The organism is Streptomyces sp. H39-C1, assembly GCF_027158125.1.
Lineage (GTDB): Bacteria > Actinomycetota > Actinomycetes > Streptomycetales > Streptomycetaceae > Actinacidiphila > Actinacidiphila fildesensis.
Window position 1 is genome coordinate 1 of record NZ_JAPVLS010000088.1, and the last position, 16,193, is coordinate 16,193.

The 16,193-nt window shown below is 72.6% G+C and carries 15 protein-coding genes; 5 read left to right on the forward strand and 10 right to left on the reverse strand.

Annotation, left to right across the window (positions count from 1 at the left end):
- Positions 1–38: 38 nt before the first annotated feature.
- Together O3W51_RS38410 and O3W51_RS38415 are read right to left on the reverse strand one after the other, a co-directional pair.
- Complete coding sequence (locus O3W51_RS38410) at positions 39–506, reverse strand: indole-3-glycerol phosphate synthase (RefSeq protein WP_138354305.1); 468 nt, start codon at positions 504–506, stop codon at positions 39–41.
- 127 nt (positions 507–633) lie between these two features.
- Positions 634–1,389, reverse strand: coding sequence for a pyrimidine reductase family protein (locus O3W51_RS38415; protein ID WP_138354306.1), 756 nt, complete (start codon positions 1,387–1,389; stop codon positions 634–636).
- 243 nt (positions 1,390–1,632) lie between these two features.
- Here O3W51_RS38415 and zapE point away from each other — a divergent pair, with 243 nt between their 5' ends.
- Together zapE and O3W51_RS38425 are read left to right on the forward strand one after the other, a co-directional pair.
- On the forward strand, positions 1,633–2,745 hold the full coding sequence (gene zapE / locus O3W51_RS38420) for a cell division protein ZapE (RefSeq protein WP_269288602.1): 1,113 nt from the start codon (positions 1,633–1,635) through the stop codon (positions 2,743–2,745).
- 19 nt (positions 2,746–2,764) lie between these two features.
- Positions 2,765–3,709, forward strand: coding sequence for a polyphosphate kinase 2 family protein (locus tag O3W51_RS38425; RefSeq protein WP_138354308.1), 945 nt, complete (start codon positions 2,765–2,767; stop codon positions 3,707–3,709).
- 36 nt (positions 3,710–3,745) lie between these two features.
- Here the strand turns inward: O3W51_RS38425 and O3W51_RS38430 are convergent, their stop codons facing one another.
- The 3 genes from O3W51_RS38430 to O3W51_RS38440 form a co-directional block, all read right to left on the reverse strand.
- Positions 3,746–3,934: a hypothetical protein gene (locus O3W51_RS38430; RefSeq protein WP_138354309.1), complete on the reverse strand. Its 189-nt coding sequence runs from the start codon at positions 3,932–3,934 to the stop codon at positions 3,746–3,748.
- Positions 3,931–5,691, reverse strand: coding sequence for a malto-oligosyltrehalose trehalohydrolase (gene treZ, locus O3W51_RS38435; protein ID WP_187145048.1), 1,761 nt, complete (start codon positions 5,689–5,691; stop codon positions 3,931–3,933). Before treZ ends, O3W51_RS38430 begins: the two co-directional genes overlap by 4 nt.
- Before the next feature lie 146 nt (positions 5,692–5,837).
- A complete protein-coding gene (locus O3W51_RS38440) occupies positions 5,838–6,746 on the reverse strand; it encodes a GNAT family N-acetyltransferase (protein WP_138354310.1) in 909 nt (302 codons plus the stop codon).
- Positions 6,747–6,921: 175 nt separating this feature from the next.
- Here O3W51_RS38440 and O3W51_RS38445 point away from each other — a divergent pair, with 175 nt between their 5' ends.
- Positions 6,922–7,431, forward strand: a complete 510-nt coding sequence (locus tag O3W51_RS38445; protein ID WP_138354311.1) for a GNAT family N-acetyltransferase — start codon at positions 6,922–6,924, stop codon at positions 7,429–7,431.
- Here O3W51_RS38445 and O3W51_RS38450 read toward each other — a convergent pair.
- The 4 genes from O3W51_RS38450 to O3W51_RS38465 form a co-directional block, all read right to left on the reverse strand.
- Entirely contained in the window at positions 7,374–8,522 is a 1,149-nt protein-coding gene (locus O3W51_RS38450; protein WP_164295243.1) for a low temperature requirement protein A, read from the reverse strand. The two genes, O3W51_RS38445 and O3W51_RS38450, sit on opposite strands and share 58 nt — an antisense overlap.
- Positions 8,523–8,622: 100 nt before the next feature.
- Positions 8,623–10,050: an MFS transporter gene (locus O3W51_RS38455; protein ID WP_138354313.1), complete on the reverse strand. Its 1,428-nt coding sequence runs from the start codon at positions 10,048–10,050 to the stop codon at positions 8,623–8,625.
- The gene (locus O3W51_RS38460; protein ID WP_138354314.1) at positions 10,050–10,973 is read right to left on the reverse strand and encodes a zinc-binding dehydrogenase; all 924 of its coding nucleotides are present in this window, start codon (positions 10,971–10,973) and stop codon (positions 10,050–10,052) included. Before O3W51_RS38460 ends, O3W51_RS38455 begins: the two co-directional genes overlap by 1 nt.
- Before the next feature lie 132 nt (positions 10,974–11,105).
- Positions 11,106–11,945 carry a helix-turn-helix transcriptional regulator gene (locus O3W51_RS38465; protein WP_138354315.1) on the reverse strand — a complete coding sequence of 280 codons (840 nt, stop codon included), beginning with the start codon at positions 11,943–11,945 and terminating at the stop codon, positions 11,106–11,108.
- A 148-nt stretch (positions 11,946–12,093) separates the two neighbouring features.
- On the opposite strand from O3W51_RS38465, the gene O3W51_RS38470 reads away from it, so the two are divergent.
- Both O3W51_RS38470 and O3W51_RS38475 read left to right on the forward strand, forming a co-directional pair.
- Positions 12,094–12,855 carry an SDR family oxidoreductase gene (locus O3W51_RS38470; RefSeq protein WP_138354316.1) on the forward strand — a complete coding sequence of 254 codons (762 nt, stop codon included), beginning with the start codon at positions 12,094–12,096 and terminating at the stop codon, positions 12,853–12,855.
- Between the two features lie 28 nt (positions 12,856–12,883).
- Positions 12,884–13,849: a LysR family transcriptional regulator gene (locus O3W51_RS38475; RefSeq protein WP_138354317.1), complete on the forward strand. Its 966-nt coding sequence runs from the start codon at positions 12,884–12,886 to the stop codon at positions 13,847–13,849.
- On the opposite strand, the gene treY is transcribed toward O3W51_RS38475, so the two are convergent.
- Positions 13,839–16,184 (reverse strand): malto-oligosyltrehalose synthase, encoded by a 2,346-nt coding sequence (gene treY, locus O3W51_RS38480; protein ID WP_138354318.1) that lies wholly within the window; start codon positions 16,182–16,184, stop codon positions 13,839–13,841. The two genes, O3W51_RS38475 and treY, sit on opposite strands and share 11 nt — an antisense overlap.
- Positions 16,185–16,193: the final 9 nt, after the last annotated feature.

Genomic DNA, 16,193 nt, shown 5'->3' on the forward strand with positions numbered 1-16,193 from the left:
GGCCGGAACGGCCGGGGGGCGCGCTGTTCCGTCGATTCTCAGTCGTGCTGAGCGAAGAGCTTCAGGACCGGGACCCCCACCTTGTGCCGCGCCCGCGACGTCCAGTCGCGGTGGAAGAACTCCTCCACGAAGTGCGGAGCGGTCAGCACGATCACCTCGTCGGCATGGGTCTGCTCGACCACCGACTTCAGCAGGTCCAGCGGGTGGTCCTCGACCACCTCGCCGATCGCCTCCACGCCGGCGGCGCGCAGCGCGGCCAGCGAGTGGCTCAGGGCCCGCTCGGCCGGAAGGGTGGCCTCCTGCCCCTCGGGCACCTCGCGTTCCTTGGTGGCGTCGTCCAGGTAGCCGAGGGCGACATCGTCCACGGCCCGCAGAAGCCGGTCCTGGTCGCCGCGCGGCTGCATGAGTACGACGAAGGAGACGGGCTCGTCGCCGTGGAGTGTGGTCACGAGCTCCACATCGGCGGGGGCGAGCGGCTTCTCGATCATGAGTACGGTCGTGAACACGGACGCGTCCTTCTTTCTCGTGGGCCACCGGGCCGGCACAGAAACCATCCTGCCCCGACTCCGTACGGGGCACGCGGTGTAAGTGTTCCCGCACGACAGCAAACGGAACGACATATTCCGCAGATTGTCAGCCGCGGGTGTAACGGGTGAACAGGAAACCGTCCTCTTCGAGGATCGAGGTCGGGGAGAAACGTTCCGGCACGGTGACTCCGGGACCGTTCATGATCCGCGGGGCATCCCCCGCGGTCAGGAGTGGAGCGATGGTCAGACACAGCTCATCGACTACCCCGGCCGCGGCGAACTGTGCCAACAACCTTGGACCGCCCTCGTGCAGCAGCCTGGTGAGCCCCAGTTCCGTCAGTTCGCGGACGGCCCGCACCGGATCGGCGCCGGCCCCGTCGCCCGCCGTGACGACGTGCGCGCCGGCCTTCTTGGCGGCCGCCACCCGGTCGCGGGGCGCGGTGGCGCCGGTCAGGATCAGCGTCGGGGTCAGCGGCGCGGTGAACAGCGGCAGCGTGAAGTCCAGGTCCAGGCTCGCGGTGACGACGGCGATGACCGGCGCCGGCGACTGGCCGGCGGCCGCCCGCCGCTCCGCGAACGCCTCCCGCGCCTTCGCCGGCCGGTAGCCCTCCTGCCGGACCGTCTCCGCGCCGACGACCACCACATCGGCCAGCGCCCGCAGCGTTCCGAACACCCGCAGATCGGCCGCCGAGGACAACCCCTGCGACTTCCCGTCGTGCCACGCGGCGCCGTCCAGGGACGCCACCATGTTCGCCCGCAGCCACGGGCCTCCCGCCCGGTCCGGATACGCGTACGCATCCGCGAGCGCGTCGAGGGAGTCGAGGGTCTCATCGGCCCGGAGCACGGGATACAGGCGGCGCATGTCCCGCAGTCTGGCACGCCGGCGGCCGGATCAGCCCGCCCGTCACCCGAGGCGGAACCCCCGCCCGTCCGTCGTCCGGGAGCAGCCCCCGGCCCGGATTCAGCCCGCCCGGCACCTGAGCGGAACGGTCCGATCCGGCCGGCGATCGGGGCCGGGACCGGCCCGCCCGGCCGGCCGGGGCCGGGAGTGGGGTCCGCCACACTGCCGTGGCACTGCGTGCCGGAGGGACTAGGCTGAATGGTTGTGTCAACCCCTGTCTCCGCCCTCGCCCAGACCGCCGGTTCCGCCTCCGTCGCCGGAGGCCCGGCGACCCTGTGCGGCCGGACGCCCCAGGTACCCGCGGACCGGCTGGTCGCCGAGATGGTGCCGCCGCCGCGCTTCGACACCGTCCGGTTCGACAACTACCTCCCGGACCCCGATCAGCCCAGCCAGACGGACGCGGTGAAGGCGCTCAGCGGCTTCGCGGCGACCCTCGGCGGCGCGACGGCGGTCAACGGCGGCAAGAAGCGCTGGTTCCGCCGCGAGACCCAGGCATCGGCCGGGCCCGGCGGGGTCTACCTCGACGGCGGGTACGGCGTCGGCAAGACCCACCTGCTCGCCTCGCTCTGGCACGCGGCCCCCGCGCCGCGCGAGCTGAAGGCGTTCGGCACGTTCGTGGAGCTCACCAACCTCGTCGGGGCGCTCGGCTTCCAGCAGGCGGTGCAGGCGCTGAGCGGCCACCGGCTGGTCTGCATCGACGAGTTCGAGCTGGACGACCCGGGCGACACCGTGCTGGTCTCCTCCCTGCTCGGCAAGCTCTCCGACGCGGGCGTGAAGCTCGCCGCGACGTCGAACACGCTGCCGGGCAAGCTCGGCGAGGGCCGCTTCGCCGCCTCCGACTTCATGCGGGAGATCCAGGGGCTGTCCTCACGCTTCCTCCCGTTGCGCATCGACGGCCAGGACTACCGGCACCGCGGGCTGCCCGAGGCCCCGTCCCCGTACTCCGACCGGCAGGTCACCGAGGCCGCGGACCGTACCCCGGGAGCCTCGCTCGACGACTTCGGCCCGCTCCTCGACCACCTGGCACGGGTCCACCCCAGCCGCTACGGAGCCCTGTGCGACGGCGTCGACGCCGTCTTCCTGCGGGACGTGCGGCCGGTGACCGACCAGGCCACGGCGCTGCGCCTGGTGGTCCTCGCCGACCGGCTGTACGACCGCGAGGTGCCCGTGATGGCCTCCGGCACCCCGTTCGACCAGATCTTCAGCGAGGACATGCTGGCCGGCGGCTACCGCAAGAAGTACTTCCGCGCCATATCCCGGCTCACCGCGCTCGCCCGTGACGCGAAGCAGCTCCCCGGCGCTGGCGCCACCGCCTGATCCGTCGCAGGATCGAGGCATGGCGAAGGACGGCAGGAGCGACAAGGCCGGCAAGCACGGCAAGGACGAACCCGGCTCGAAGAGCGGCAAAAGCGCGAAGAAGGGCGACGCGGACGCGCCCGTCGCCGACCTCCGCTCACTCCTGCGGGTGACACCGGGCAGCGGCCCGGTCCGGCTGAAGGCGCACGACACCTCCGGCACGCCCGGCGGGCCGTCCGGCAAGAAGCAGGCGCTCGCCGAGACCGCGGAGATGGGCGTACGCCTGGCCGAACTGCAGGAACGGCTCTTCGCGCAGAGCACGGCGGGCGACCCGCGCGCCCTGCTGTTCGTGCTGCAGGGCATGGACACCTCCGGCAAGGGCGGCACGGTCAAGCACGTCGTCGGCCAGTTCAACCCGTCCGGGCTGCGGACGCGCGCCTTCAAGGCGCCGACGCACGAGGAGCAGCAGCACCCCTTCCTCTGGCGGATCCGCCGGGCGCTGCCGCACCCCGGCGAGGTCGGTATCTTCGACCGCTCGCACTACGAGGACGTGCTGATCGTCCGGGTCCGGAACCTGGTGCCGCGCGCCACCTGGTCCAAGCGCTACCGGACCATCAACGCGTTCGAGGAGTCGCTCGTCGACGACGGAGTCACCATCGTCAAGGTCTTCCTGCACATCGGCCACGACGAGCAGCGCGACCGGTTGCTGGAGCGGCTCGACAACCCCGAGAAGCACTGGAAGTTCAACGTCGGCGACATCGAGGAACGGGCCCTGTGGCCCGACTACCAGCGGGCGTACGAGGTCGCGTTGGAGAAGTGCTCCACCGACGCCGCGCCCTGGTACCTGGTCCCCGCCGACCGCAAGTGGTACCGGAACTGGGCGATCAGCAAGCTGCTGCTGGAACACCTGGAGCTGATGGACCCGGCCTACCCGAAGGCCGATTTCGACGTCGAGGAGTGCCGGGCACGGCTGCTCGAATCCTGACCGCGAGTCCTGTGCGGAGCCAGGGCCTGTCGTTCCCTAGCCGGAGCAGGCGGTGCGCTGCGCCTCCTGCCATTCGCAGACCGGGCACATCGTCAGGCCGGGCAGCGAGGCCGGATACTCCGTCGGCTTGCCGCACAGCACACAGGCGGCGCGCGGCCCGTGCTGCGTGAGGGGCGGGGCGGGGGCCGCTTCGGGTTCGCCGGGGTCGGCGTAGCACTCGGTCACCCGTCCACCGTACTGCGCAGGACCACGGCCGCGCGGGCGGCCAGGTGCAGCACACCGTCCGGGCCGGGCGGCTCGCAGGGAGGCCAGGCCGCGGCGACCGCGGTCCCCTTCGGCTCGGCGGCGAACGGGCCGGTGAGCGGGACGGCCGCCGGAGCGTCCGAGAAGTTCACCGCGGTCAGGAAACGCCCGCGGCGCACGGTGAGCACCGCCCCGGTGATGCCGATGTCGGGCGGCGGCGTCAGGAGCCCGGCGCCGGACAGCTCCGGCTCGGCCCGCCGCAGCGCGATCAGTTCGCGGTACCAGCCCAGCAGCCGGGCGTGCGGATCACGGTCGGGCTCCGACCAGTCGAGGCAGGACCGCAGGCGGGTGGCGGGGTCCTGGGGGTCCGGGATGTCCTCGGCGGCCCAGCCGTGCCCGGCGAACTCCCGGCGGCGGCCCCGCGTGATGGCCGCGGCGAGCTCCGGGTCGTCGTGATCGGTGAAGAACTGCCAGGGCGAGGCCGCGCCCCACTCCTCGCCCATGAAGAGCATCGGGGTGAAGGGCGAGGTGAGGACGACCGCGGCGGCGAGGGCGAGCTGCTCCGGGGTGAGCCGGTCGCCGGTGGCGCGGTTGCCGATCTGGTCATGGGTCTGCGAGTAGCCGAGGAAACGGTGTGCCGGGGTCGTCGCACGGTCCACCGGCCGGCCGTGGCGGCGGCCGCGGAAGGACGAGTACGTGCCGTCGTGGAAGAAGACGCGGGTCAGCGTCTTGGCGAGCGCGGTGAGCGGCTCACGCGCGAAGTCGGCGTAGTAGCCCTGGGATTCACCGGTCAGCGCGGTGTGCAGACAGTGGTGGAGATCGTCGTTCCACTGCGCGGTCAGACCGAGCCCGCCGGCCTCGCGGGGGGTGGTGGTGCGCGGGTCGTTGAGGTCGGACTCGGCGATCAGGAACAGCGGACGGCCGAGCGAGTCCGACAGCGCGTCGACCGCCGCCGACAGCTCCTCCAGGAAGTGCAGCGCCCGTGTGTCGACGAGCGCGTGCACGGCGTCCAGCCGCAGCCCGTCGAGGTGGTAGTCGCGCAGCCAGGCCAGCGCGCTGCCGATGAGGAACGCGCGCACCTCGTCGGAACCCGGGGCATCGAGGTTGACGGCGTCGCCCCACGGGGTGTGGTGCCGGTCGGTGAAGTACGGGCCGAACGGCGGGAGATGGTTCCCCGACGGGCCGAGATGGTTGTGAACCACGTCCAGGACCACCCCGAGGCCGTGCGCGTGCGCCGCGTCCACGAACCGCTTGAGCCCGTCGGGCCCTCCGTAGGGCTCGTGGACGGCCCACAGCGAGACACCCTCGTAGCCCCAGCCATGGGTGCCGGGGAACGGGCAGACGGGCATCAGCTCCACATGGGTGATGCCCAGCGCGGCCAGATGCGGCAGGCGCCCGATCGCGGCGTCGAAGGTGCCCTCGCGGGTGAACGTGCCGATGTGCAGCTCGTACAGCACCGCGCCCGGCAGCGGGCAGCCGTCCCACGGCAGCGTCCAGTCGAAGGCGTCATGGTCCACGACGGCGCTCGCGCCGTCCGGGCCGTCCGGCTGGCGCCGGGAGCGCGGGTCCGGCAGCGGTGGGCCGCCGTCGAGGACGTACGCGTAACGGCCGTCCGGGCCGGCCGGCGCCTCGGTACGCCACCAGCCGCCGCGGGCCGGATCCGGCGCCAGGGGACGGGTGCGGTCCCCGGTCAGTACCTCGACGCGCGCCGCGTTCGGCGCCCACACCTCGAACAGCACTGGCGGCTCCTCGGATCGGTCCCTCGGGGACGTTCTTCGGCCTTCGCGGACCTTCGCACCCTAGTGTCCGGCGGGCGGCCGGGCATCAGGGCCCGGCCGCCCGGCACGCCGCACCGCCCTGTGGAGCCCAGCGCTCGCCGACGGGATCAGATGAAGTTGATCCGCTCCTGGGAGACGGGGTAGCCGGCCTTCGCGAAGTTCGCCGCCATCGGGAAGTTGCCCTGGTCGGTGGCGGCCGTGATACGGTCCGCGCCCTGCTCCACGAGGTCCTGCGTGCACTCGACGAGCAGGTCGTAGGCGTAGCCGTGGCCGCGCTGCTCCGGGACGACGCCGATGAAGCCGATGGTCGGGCCCGCCGGGTTGTGGGCCGGGATGTGGAGGCCCGCCAGCTCACCCTCGGGCGTGAAGGCCAGCCGCCACCAGTCGCGCGGTGAGGGCAGCCAGTTGAGCCAGCCGAGGAAAGCGCCGGCGGCGGCCTCGCCCCCGGTCTTGTCGATCTCCTCGCGGTCGTGCGCGTCGAGGGTGTCCTGCTGGATGCGGCGCACGACGTCCAGGATCACCGCGTCGTCGGGCTCGGGCCGGTACTCCAGGCGACCGGTGCGCGCGGGGAGCGGGTCGCCTGCGGTCCAGGTGTAGCGGTAGCGCTCGACGAGCTGCTTGAGGCCGGCCGCGGTGACGGCGTCGATCCGGGACTGCGCGGCGGCCAGCAGCTCCGGCCGCTCGCGCCAGCCGGGCGGCAGCAGCAGGTCGTACTCGCCGTACAGCGGGGCGGTCCTGAGCAGCCACACCCCCGCGTCGGCCTCGCCCTCGGCGAAGTCGAACCAGTCGAGCGCCTTCGGCTTCTCGTCGTCGGCACCCGCCCACCAGGCGGCGCGAGCCACGACGACACCGTCGCGCAGGGCGACCCAGGTCCATTCGGGGCGGTAGTCGCCGCCGTCCCCGACCATGCTGTACGGGTCGCCGAGGATGGCGCGGCCGACGAGACCGGGATCGGCGAGGGAGGCGAAGAGATGTGCTTCGCCCGCGACGAGCGGACGGATGACCAGATCAGACATGAGGTCCTTCGGGAGAGTGACGCGCTCCCGGTCAGATGTGGGACGCCCGGTGGTCAGGGCGGGAGCGCGGGGAGGTCGTGACGGACATCGCTCTCGCCTCCTTCCGTGATCATCTTGGGCGTGCGGACACCGTAGCCCGGTCCCGGAGAGGCTGTCCAGGGACTATTTTGGCCGGATGATCCAGCGCCAGGAAGTACCCGTCGTCCGGCATGCCACCAGGTCCGACCTGCCGCGCGTCGCGGAACTCGCCATCTCCCATGCCGCCTACGAGCAGGCCGACCCGCCCGCCGCAGGCTTCGCGGAACGGCTCGCCGACGCGCTCTTCGACCGTGCCGAGCCCCGGCTGATCTGCCTCGTGGCGCAGCTCCGGGACGGCTCGCTGGCCGGCTACGCGACCTGCACCCCCGAGTTCGCCACCTGGTCCGGCCATGAGTATCTGCACATGGACTGCCTCTTCCTCGACGGCGAGCACCGCGGCCTGGGCCTCGGCCGGCTGCTCATCGACGCGGTCGCGGCCGAGGCGGCGGCGCTCGGTCTGCAGGAGGTGCAGTGGAACACCCCGGTCTGGAACGAGGGCGCCATCCGGTTCTACGACCGCCTCGGCGCCACCTCCCGGGAGAAGCGCCGCTACGCCTGGACGGTGCCGGCCGACGCGGGCGCGCTGCGGGCGGTCAGCTCCTCGTAGCCGAAGCACAGACCCAGCACCAGGACGGCGCCGCCGACCTGGGCGAGCGCCGTGAGGCGGGTGCCGAGCGGGACGGTGGCGGCGAGCAGGGCCGCCGCGCAGAGCCGGGGGAGGAGCGGCCCGAGGCGGATGGCGCGGCGGATGGCGGTGTCGGCGGTGAGGAAGAGCGCGATGCCGCCCGCGAGCGCCCAGGCCTGGGCGTCGCCGAGCTGGTCCCCGGCGTGGCCGACGGCGGACTTCACGCCCGCGGCGAAGAGCAGGACACCGAGCAGCAGGCCGTAGTGGCCGAGGTTGTAGATCCGCACGGCCGCGAAGTTCCGCTGCCGGGCGGGCAGTTCCGCCAGGGCGCGCTCGCCCCGCTCGTCGTCCCCGTGCCCGAAGTACGCCCACCACAGCCCGAGGCAGACACAGAGCATCAGGACGGCGGCACTGACCCGTCCGGCGGTCAGCGGCGCGTCGCCCGCTCCGACGCCGATCGCGATCACGGACTCGCCGAACGCCACGATCATGACGAGGCCGTGCCGCTCGACGAAGTGGCCGCAGCGGATGGTGAATTCCCCCAGGCCCACCAGACGGGGCGTGGAGAGCTGGATGACGAGGGACACCGCCCACAGCGAGAGCTGCGCACTGCCCTCCAGATAGCCGCCGATGACGACGAGGGCGGCGTTGAGGACGTTCAGGGCGCCCATCCGGGCCACCGAGCTCAGGTCCACCCCCGAGGCGGCGAAGGTGCCGGTGTGCACGGCTATGACGAAGAGATAGGCGAGGCCGAAGACGACACCGCTGCCGTCGAAGGCGTGCGGGATCGCCAGCGAGATGATCAGGAAGCCGGCCATGCCGGCGAGCATCAGCCCGCGCCGGCTGTGGGTGGTGGGCGGCATCGCGTTGGTGAGCCAGATGAACGCGTCGTACATCCACCAGATCACCGCGAGCATGATCACGACGCGCAGCAGCCCGCCCCCGTCGAGATGGTGGGCGAGGCTGGCGGTGAGCTGGGTGATGGTGAAGACGAAGACGAGGTCGAAGAAGAGCTCCAGCGGGCTGACCCGCAGGGTCTCCTGCTCGGCGGAGTCGATGAAGTCGGTGGTCACGCCGGTGAGTATGAGTGATCGCCGAGGTGTTCGAACGCGGAACGGTGGAGTCCCTGTACGGCACCGGCCGTTACCGGGACTCCACCGTTCCGCTGTGGGTCTACCGGCGGCGCAGTCCGGCGAAGACCAGGGCCGAGCCGGCCAGCACGATCACCGCGTCGACGAGCAGCGCGGTGTGGATGCCGCTCAGCACCGAACCGGTGGCGGTGGTGCGGGCGGTGGCGATCGCGCTGAGCACCGGGATGCCCATCGTGATGCCGACCTGCTGGGTCATCGAGGTCAGCCCGGTGGCCAGGCCCTGCTCGTCGTCGGGCAGACCCGAGGTCGCGGTGACCATGTACCCGACGATCGCCGCGATATGGCCGAACGCGCCCGCCGCGGAGGCTGCCAGGAGCAGCGTCAGGGCGCTGCCGCCGTCGGTGCCCAGCCAGAAGAAGGCGGCGGTGGCGAGGGCCTGGACGAGCAGCCCGCAGGACAGGACGGTACGGGTGCCGTGGCGGCCGATGAGCCGCGGGGCGGCCATCCCGCCGACGAAGGCGGCGACACCGATACCGCAGAACGACAGGCCGGTCCGGAGCGGTGAGTAGCCCAGCACCTGCTGCATGTACAGCGTCAGCAGGAAGACGACCGAGCTCTCCATGGTGAAGGTGATCAGTCCGCCGAAGTTGCCCCACTTGACGGTGTGCCGGGTCAGGACCCGCAGCGGGGCGAGCGGGGCCTCGGCGCGCAGCTCGATGCGCCAGAAGGCGAGGAACAGGAGAGCGGCGGCGGCGAGGCAGCCCAGCGCGGTGGTGTCGGTCCAGCCGTGCTGGCCGGCCAGGGTGACGCCGTAGACCAGGGCGAGCAGCCCGCCGGTGACGGTGATCGCGCCGGGGACGTCGAGCTTGGAGCGGGCGCCGCGGCTCTCCTCGATCACGGCCGGGGCGGTGAAGAGGATGACCAGCGCGACGGGCACGTTGAGGAAGAAGGCCCAGCGCCAGCTCAGCAGGTCGGTGAGGATACCGCCGAAGATCGCTCCGATGGTGAAGCCGGCCGACAGGAGGGTGCCGTTCAGGCCCAGCGCCCTGGCCCGCAGCGGGCCTTCCGGCAGCGAGGTGGTCAGGAGCGAGAGCGCGGCGGGGGTGGCCATCGCGGAGGCCAGACCCTGGGCGACGCGGGCGCAGAGCAGCATCTCGGGACCGGTGGCGAGCCCGCCGGCCAGTGATCCGGCGGCCAGCAGGCCCATGCCGGCCAGCAGCATCCGGCGGCGGCCCACGAGGTCGGCGAGCCGGCCGAAGAGCAGGGTGAACCCGGCGGCGGGCAGCATCATCGCGGTGGCGATCCACTGCAGGTTCGCGAGCGAGAAGCCGAGGCCGTGGCCGATGTCGGGCAGCGCCACGTTGAGGATCGAGAAGTCGACGGCGAGCATGAACTGCGAGCCGAGGAGCAGCAGGAGGACGAGGCGCTGGCGGGGGGTCATCCGGGGGATGCCGTCCTGGCCGGCGGCGGCCCCTGCCTCGGTGGCGGGTGACTTGGTGAGGGTGGTCATCACTGCTGTCCGATCGTGAGTACGGCGTTGCCGGTGATCCGCCGGTCGCGGAGGTCGTTGAGAGTGGCGGCGGTGTCCTGCCAGCCGGTCAGGCGCCCGATCTCCGGGTGCAGCCGGTCGTTCGCCACCAGCCGGACGAGGGCGGCCAGGTCGGGGCCGAACGCCTCGTCGAAGTGCTCGTAATGGAAATGCCGCACGGTGCCGGAGCGGGGGCCCTTGAAGAACCCGAAGAAGCTCAGCTCGGCGGGCTCGCGGGACGCCTGGCCGAACCAGATCATCGTGCCGCGCGGCCGCAGCAGCGCCAGCGCCCGGGCGGTGGTCGCGCCGCCCACCGACTCCAGCACCGTGTGGAACGGCCCGCGGGCGTCGGCCAGGTCATGGACGACGGTCGCGCCGAACTCGGCCAGACGCTTGCCGCGTTCGGGCGTCGCGGTGACGGCGGTGACCTCGGCGCCCGCGCCGATGGCCAGTTCGGTGAAGTAGTGGCCGACGCCGCCGGACGCGCCGGTGAGCAGCAGCGGATGCCCGGACACACAGCCGGTGGTGCGCAGCAGCCGCAGCGCGGTGAGCCCGGCCAGCGGCAGCGCGGCGGCGCGGATCGAGGAGACGCCGTCCGGCAGGACGGCGAGCGCGTCGGTGCGGACCGCCGCGTACTCGGCCCAGCCGCCGCCCACCGGATGACCGACGACCCGCTGTCCGGCCCGCGGCCCGGACCCGTCGGCCGCGGCCTGGACGACCAGGCCCGCGATGTCCTTGCCGGGCCGCTGCCGCGGCTGCGGGGTGTGCAGCCGGAAGACCTCACCCCGGTTGACGGAGAACGCCTCGACCTTGACCAGCGCCTCGTCCGGCGCGGGCCGGGGCTCCTCGGTGTCGCCCAGGACCACCAGGCCGTCGGGACGCCCGGTGGGCAGCAGTGCCTTCATCGTCTGTTCCTCGATCCGGCGCGGTGCGGGTGTGCCGCGCTGAGATCAAGAAAAGCCGCAGGTCAGAGGGTGTGTCCAACAGCCTTTTGGCGGTCTCGACAACCGTCGGTTGTCAGTGCACTCCAGGGGGCGTCACGGGGTCCGGACGGTCGGCTCCGTGATCCAACTGGCGAGCAGCGCCAGCCGCTCGGCCGTCTTCGAGCCCGGCGCGACGGTGTACGCGACCAGCGTCTGGTCCGGATCACCGGGCAGCGTGAGCGTCTCGTAGCCGAAGTCCAGCTCCCCGACGACGGAGTGGGCGATCCGCTTCACCCCGTAGGTCTTCTCCTTGACCAGATGATCGGCCCACAGCCGCCGGAACTCGTCGCTCTTGAGCGACAACTCGCCGATCAGCGCGGCCATCCGCTGGTCGTCCGGGTGCCGCCCCGCGTCCAGCCGCAGATACGCGACGGTCTCGGCGGCCACCGCGTTCCAGTCCGGGTACAGGCCGCGGGTCTGCTCGTCCAGGAACACCGACCGGGCGATGTTGCACTCGCCGTCCGGGTATGCGGAGAACCCGCAGACGGCGTCACCGAGCGCGTTCCACGCCAGGGCGTCCATCCGCCGCCCCAGGACGAAGGCCGGCCCGCCCATCGAGTCGAGCAGCAGCCGCAGTCCCGGCCGTACCCGCCGGCTGCCGCGCGACGCCGTGCGGGCGGTACGGGCCGGCCGGGCCAGCGCCCGCAGGTGCTCCTGCTCGGTCTCGTCGAGCCGCAGCACCCGGGCGATCGCGTCGAGGACGGCGTCGGACACGTTCTGGCCGCGGCCCTGCTCCAGCCGGATGTAGTAGTCCACGCTCACCCCGGCGAGCTGGGCGACCTCCTCGCGGCGCAGCCCCGGCACCCGCCGCCGGCCGTGCGAGGGAAGGCCCACGTCGTCCGGCTGGATACGGGCGCGGCGCGACTGCAGGAAACCGCTCAGATCACTGTCCATGGACAGCAGCCTAGAGCGCTGCCGGAAAGCCAGCCTGGTACTGCCGGACCCAGGAAAAGCACAGCCCTGGGTGGCCCTCGCGAACGGTCGCAGAGTGGAGCCCGTCAGCAGGACACCCCCGCACCACCACTTCAGGGAGCACTTCCTCATGAGCTACGACAACCTCGCCGGCCGCACCGCAGTCGTCACCGGAGCCGCCAGCGGCATGGGTGAGGCCACCGCCCGGCTGCTCGCCGCGCACGGCGCCCGGGTCGCGCTGCTGTCCCGCCGCGCGGACCGGCTGGACGAGCTGGCCGGGAAGATCGCCGCGGCCGGCGGCCAAGCGCTGGCCGTACCGGTCGACGTCACCGACGGCGCGTCCGTGGACGCGGCCGCCGACCGGATCCACCAGGCGTACGGACCCGTCGACCTGGTGGTGAACTCGGCCGGCGTCATGCTGCCCAACCCGCTCGACGACGGCCGGATCGACGAATGGTCCCGCATGATCGACACCAATGTGACGGGCGTGCTGCGGATCATCCGCGCCTTCACCGCCGACCTCGTCGCCGCCGCGGCCGAGCACCGGCCCGCCGACCTGGTCAACATCTCGTCGATCGGTGCGCACCTGATCTTCCCCAACTACGCCGTCTACGGGGCGACGAAGGCCGCGCTCACCCATCTGTCGGCGCTGCTGCGCTCCGAACTCGGTCCGCGCGACGTCCGCGTCACCAACATCGAGCCGGGGCTGACCGACACCGAGCTCGGCCACCACATCGACAACCAGGAGCTGTCGGCGCAGCTCGGGGGCATGTACGAGGCGATGGGCACGCTGTCGTCGGACGAGATCGCCGACATCATCGGGTTTGTCACCAGCCGCCCCGCGCACGTTAACCTGCGCCAGGTGATCGTGCAGCCGACCCGGCAGGCATGAGCCGTACCGGAACGGGGGAACGTCGGCGGTGGATCTCGATCTCGCGCAGGTCAGGGCCTTCGTCGTCACGGCGCAGCGGCTGCACTTCGGGCAGGCGGCCGCCGAGCTGTTCCTCAGCCAGCAGGCGCTGTCCAAGCGCATCGCCCGCCTGGAGGACGCGCTCGGCGTGCGGCTCTTCGACCGCACCGGGCACAGCGTCGGACTGACCCCCGCCGGGCAGCGGTTCCTCGGGCCCGCCCAGGACGTCGTACGGGCCGGGGAGGCGGCGGTGGCGGCCGCCCGGCACAGCGAGCGCCCGCTGCGGGTGACCGTGTGGGGCCATATGTTCGTCCCGCTGCGGACGATCCGGCTGGTCGTCGGGGAACAGCCGGACCTGGACATCGAGCTGAGCCTGCGGCCCGGACTCGTGACGGCGCTGGCCGGTCTGCGGGCCGACGAGATCGACTTCGCGCTCGGCCGCACCCACGGCCTGGACGAGCCGTGGCCACGCACCCTCACCCGCCGGCTGGTGCGCCTCGACCCGGTCAAGGCGGTGCTGAGCCGGGACAGCCCGCTCGCCGTCGCATCGGCGCTGCGGCCGGACGATCTGCGGGCCGGCCGGCTGTGGTTCCCGGCCGCGATGGAGAAGCTCGAATTCCTCCGGAGCTTCGTGGAACGCTTCGACATCCCGGGGGACTTCGGCGGGATCAACCTCGGTCTCGAACCCTTCCTCGACCACCTGCGCGGCCGCCCCGACCTCTTCTCGCTGCTGCCCACCGATGTGGAGATCCCGCCCGGCACCGGCCTGGTCGAGATCCCCGTCGTGGACCCGACGCCGCTCTACGCCTGGCACGTCATCTGGCGCGCGAGCGAGAGCCACCCGGCGCTGGCACCGCTCCTCGACGCCTTCGCGCGCACCGCGCGGACCCACGACTGGCTGGCCTACGACCCCGCCAGGCACTGGCTCCCCGACACCGACCGGGGAGCTCTCGGAGCCGGTGGCGCTACGCCGTGAGCAGCGCCACCGGATGCGTCGCGAACAGGTCCGCGACGGGTACGGTGCCGCGGTGGTGAGTGCCCGTCAGCCGGTCGGTCCAGTCGCCCGGCGGCAGCGCCAGCTCGGTGTCACGCCAGCCGCCCGCCTGCTCCAGGCCGTGCGAGAGCCGGGTGACGGCGGTGATCGAGCGGCCGGTCCTGACGAAGGCGACACAGTGGGCGGCGGCCGGACCGGTGGCGTGCAGGGGCTCGTACGTCGCCTCGGGGCCGAACCAGCCGGGGTGCTCGCGGCGCAGCAGCAGCGCCGTCGTCGTCACCAGCTCCTTCGGTCCGTCCGGCCCGCCCGACCGCCGGACGCCCGGCCGGTACGGGCGGCGGTTGTCGGGATCGACGAGGAGCAGCTGGGGGTGCTCGTCGCCCTGGTAGATGTCCGGCACGCCCGGCATCGTCAGATGCAGCAGCACCGCGCCGAGCCGGTTGACCTGTGAGGGAGCCTCGATCGCGCGGGAGATATCGGCGGTCGCGTAGTAGGTCGGCCCGGTGATCAGCTCGCGGGTGAAGGTGTCGAGCCGCTTCTCGTACGCCGTGTCCTGCTCCGTCCAGCTGGTGCGCAGCCCCGCCTCGCGTTCCGACTTCAGCAGTGTCGCGGCGACCACGTCCTCGGCGCCGTAGCTGCAGAAGACCACGGCGTACTGCCAGGCCAGGTACTCGGCGTGCCGGTCGACCAGCGGAATGCCGGCACGGGTGAAGTAGCTGCGCAGATGGTCCGATTCACGGCGCAGCCAGGACCGCCACAGGGCCGGGTGCTCCGAGATCGCGGCGAGCCGGGCGCGGACGTCGGCGCTGCGCTTGGTGTCGTGGGTGGACAGGACGGTGCCGGTGGCGGGCCAGTCGCGCTGGAGGCGGGCGCAGAAGGCGTGGAACTCCTCCGGAGTGGTGGTGGGGTACGCGGGGTCCCGGCCGACCTCGTTGAGCGGCAGCAGCGGGTACCAGCGGTAGAAGGCGGTGTCCTCGACGGCCTTGGCGTGCAGCGCGGAGGCGACCTGGGCGAAGCGGACCGCGAACCCGGCGTCCGCTCCCAGCGCGAGATCACGGATCTCCGCCGCGGCCGGCACCCCCGCCTCACGGGCCGCGGTCTCCAGCATCGTGACCGCCTCGGCCGGCGCGTCCTCGCCCGGCACGACGTACGGGCGGTAGACCGGCAGCCGGACCAGCAGCTCGCGGATGGCCCGGCGCAGCACCGCCGGATCCCGGTCCGGCAGCGCGCGGGCGGCGGTGCGCCCGAGCCGGCTCACCTCGGCGGCCAGGTCCCGTGTCACGATCTTGTACGCGGCGCGCCGCGCGGTCGGTGCCCACTCGCCGCCCCGGTCGGCGTCCTGGCCGGTGAAGTCGGCGTACCCCGCCGTGATCCGCTCCACCCCGGCCGGATCGGCGAACAGCCCGTCGACCCGGTCCAGGGAGTCGTACCCGGTGGTCCCGGCGCAGGCCCAGTCGGCGGGCAGCCGCTCGTCGTGGCCGAGGATCTTCTCCACCACGGTCCAGCGGCCGCCGGTCGCGGCGGCGAGCCGGCGCAGATATCCGGCGGGGTCGGCGAGACCGTCGGGATGGTCGATGCGCAGACCGTCCACGACGCCTTCGCGCAGCAGCTCCAGCAGCTTGGCGTGGGTCGCGTCGAAGACCTCAGGGTCCTCGACCCGGACCGCGATCAGATCGGAAATCGTGAAGAAACGCCGGTAGTTGAGATCGGTCCTGGCCTCCCGCCAGTGGGCGAGCCGGTACCACTGGGCGTCGAGCAGCGCGCGCAGCGGGAGCTCCTCGGTGCCGGCGCGCAGCGGGAAGGCATGGTCGTAGTAGCGCAGCACCGGCTCGCCGAGCGCCTTGTCGTCCTCGACGCGCAGCCGGCCCAGCACCTCGTCGAGCGGGGCCCCCAGGACCGGCATCAGCAGCTTGCCGTCCAGCGCCGCCCAGTCGATGTCGAACCACCGGGCGTAGGGGGAGTCCGTCCCTTCCCGTAGCACCGACCACAGCGGGCGGCTGAGGTACTCCGGAGCCGGCACCGCCATGTGGTTGGGCACGGTGTCCAGGACGAGGCCGAGACCGTGCGCGCGGGCGGTGCGGGACAGCGCCCGCAGCCCCTCCTCACCGCCCAGCACCTCGCTGATCCGGGTGTGGTCGACCACGTCGTACCCGTGCGTGGAGCCGGGCGCGGCCTGGAGCACCGGGGACAGATGCAGATGGGAGACGCCGAGCGCGGCGAGGCGGGGCACCACCGCCTCGGCGTCGGTGAACGTGAAGTCCGGTTGCAGCTGCAGCCGGTAGGTGGCAGTGGGCACGTCGGCCGTCGGCGGGGTCATGCAGGAGTG